Below are 2,801 nucleotides of genomic sequence, written 5' to 3' on the forward strand. Positions count from 1 at the left end.
GAGTATGGGATGCTCAATGCAGATAAGGAACCCTGATCTAAGCTCACAGTCGCATACTCACTGTCACATCGCGTCACGCAAAAGGAGCCTGCATGGGCGGTCGTATTTACACCTGTATTTTCGGATTTGGCCTGCTGACGCTGCTGAGCGGTTGCGGCCAGGAAAAGTCCGAACCCAAGGAACATTCGCGGGTGTTTGTGCAGGCCGTGCAACCTGCGGATTTTGCCGCCGCCGTGACCCTGACCGGCGATATCCAGGCCCGCGTGCAAACCGATTTGTCCTTTCGCGTGGGCGGCAAGATTATCCAGCGCATGGTCGATGTGGGCGACCGCGTGACCGCCAAGCAAGTGCTGGCCAAACTTGACCCCAAAGACTTGCAGACCAACGTCGATTCCGCCCAGGCCCAGGTCGTGGCCGAGCAGGCGCGGGTCAAGCAAACCGCCGCCGCCTTCGTACGCCAGGAAAAGCTCCTGCCCAAGGGCTACACCAGCCGCAGCGAATACGACGCTGCCCAAGCCGCGCTGCGTAGCAGCCAAAGCGCTCTGGCTGCCGCCCAAGCCCAATTGGCCAATGCCCGCGAACAACTCGGCTATACCGCGCTGGTCGCCGATGCACCTGGCGTGATCACTGCACGCCAGGCCGAAGTCGGCCAGGTGGTGCAGGCCACCGTGCCGATTTTCAGCCTGGCCACCGATGGCGAGCGCGATGCGGTGTTCAACGTCTATGAGTCCTTGCTGGTGGAGCCGCCGCCCGATGCGCCGATCACCGTGAGCCTGCTGGATGACCCGAGCATCAAGGCCGTGGGTAAAGTGCGCGAAGTCACGCCCGCCGTGGCGGCCAATACCGGCACCGTGCAAGTGAAAATCGCCCTGCAATCGCTGCCTAAAGGCATGCAACTGGGCTCAGTGGTCAGCGCCACGGCCAATGGCCCGGCCAAGGCCAGTGTGGAGTTGCCGTGGTCGGCGCTGACCAAAGACCTCAACGAACCCGCCGTGTGGCTGATTGACGGCGACGGCAAGGCGCAACTGCACAAAGTCACGGTAGCGCGCTATCTGACCGGCAAAGTGATCATTGGCGACGGCCTTAAAGGCGGCGAAAAAGTCGTGGTGGCCGGCGGGCAATTGCTGCACCCGGGCATGATCGTCGAGATCGCCCAGCAAGGAGTCCAGCCATGAAGCGCCTGACGGCATTGCTTGCCGCCAGCCTGTTGCTGGTCGCTTGTTCCAAAGAGGAAACGCCGCCCGAGCCCGTGCGGCCGGTGCTGTCCATGCAAGTGAAGTCCGAAGACCAGGAAAACCTCGGCCGCTTCGCCGGCACCATCCAGGCCCGCTACGAAAGCAACCTGGGTTTCCGCGTGCCTGGCCGTATCGCCCGCCGCGCCGTGGATGTCGGCGCCGAAGTGGAGAAGGGCGCCTTGCTCGCGGTGCTCGACCCCACCGACCAGCAAAACCAGTTGCGCGCCGCCCAAGGCGACCTGGCCCGCGTGCAGGCGCAGTTCATCAATGCCCAGGCCAACGCCCGGCGCCAGCAGGAACTGTTCAATCGCGGCGTCGGTGCCCAGGCCCAGCTGGATGTGGCGCAGACCGACTTGAAAACCACCCAGGCGACCCTTGATCAAGCCAAAGCCTCGGTCAACCAGGCTAAAGACCAACTCAACTACGCCGAACTGCGCACCGACCACGCCGGGATCGTCACCGCCTGGAATGCCGAGGCCGGACAAGTGGTCAGCGCCGGCCAGCAAGTGGTGACCCTGGCGCGCCCGGACATCAAGGAAGCGGTGATCGACCTGCCCGCCGGGCTTGCCGAGCGCCTGCCGCCGGACGTGGTGTTCCTGGTCGCCGGGCAGCTCAACCCCAGCGTCAACACCACCGCCATCGTGCGCGAGATCGAACCCCTGGCCCAAAGCGCCACGCGCACCCGCCGCGCGCGCCTGACCCTGGCCGAGACGCCACCTGCGTTCCGCCTCGGCACCGCCATCAGCGTGACCCTGAGCACGGCCATTGCACCGCGTATCGAAGTACCGCTGACCGCTTTGCAGGAAGCCGACGGCAAAACCCGTATCTGGTTGCTCGACACCCAGAGCCAGACCGTGCAGCCGCGTGACGTCACGGTGATCAGCCGTGATGCCAACAGCGCCTTGCTCAACGGCGGCGTCAAACCCGGCGAACGCATCGTCACCGCTGGCGTGAACAGCCTGAAACCCGGGCAAAAAGTCAAAATCGACGAGGACAGCCCGCGATGAAAGGGAGCTTCAACTTATCCGACTGGGCCCTTAAGCATCAGTCCTTCGTCTGGTACTTGATGTTCGTCGCGCTGCTGATGGGCGTGTTCTCCTACATGAACCTGGGCCGCGAGGAAGACCCGTCGTTCACCATCAAGACCATGGTGATCCAGACCCGCTGGCCGGGCGCGACCCAGGAAGAAACCCTCAAGCAGGTCACCGACCGCATCGAGAAAAAACTCGAAGAACTCGACTCCCTTGACTACGTGAAGAGCTACACGCGGCCGGGTGAATCCACGGTATTCGTCTTCCTCAAGGACACCACCAGCGCCAAGGCCATCCCGGAGATCTGGTACCAGGTGCGCAAGAAGATCGACGATATTCGCGGCACCTTCCCCCAGGGTTTGCAGGGGCCGTCGTTCAACGATGAGTTCGGTGATGTGTTCGGCTCGGTCTACGCCTTTACCGGCGACGGCCTGTCGATGCGCCAACTGCGTGACTATGTGGAGCAGGTGCGCGCCGAAATTCGTTCGGTGCCGGGGCTGGGCAAGGTCGAGATGATCGGCCAGCAGGACGAAGT

The 2,801-nt window shown here is 63.3% G+C and carries 3 protein-coding genes; all 3 read left to right on the forward strand.

Features of this window, described 5'->3' with window-relative positions; genetic code table 11:
• Positions 1-92: 92 nt before the first annotated feature.
• On the forward strand, positions 93-1,175 hold the full coding sequence (locus tag FEM54_RS29715) for an efflux RND transporter periplasmic adaptor subunit (protein ID WP_138453973.1): 1,083 nt from the start codon (positions 93-95) through the stop codon (positions 1,173-1,175).
• Positions 1,172-2,242: an efflux RND transporter periplasmic adaptor subunit gene (locus FEM54_RS29720; RefSeq protein ID WP_138453974.1), complete on the forward strand. Its 1,071-nt coding sequence runs from the start codon at positions 1,172-1,174 to the stop codon at positions 2,240-2,242. The genes FEM54_RS29715 and FEM54_RS29720 overlap by 4 nt, the downstream gene beginning before the upstream one ends.
• Positions 2,239-2,801 (forward strand): efflux RND transporter permease subunit (locus FEM54_RS29725; protein ID WP_138453975.1); only part of this gene is annotated, 563 nt, incomplete at its 3' end. The genes FEM54_RS29720 and FEM54_RS29725, both read left to right, overlap by 4 nt.

Source organism: Pseudomonas edaphica, assembly GCF_005863185.1.
Lineage (GTDB): Bacteria > Pseudomonadota > Gammaproteobacteria > Pseudomonadales > Pseudomonadaceae > Aquipseudomonas > Aquipseudomonas edaphica.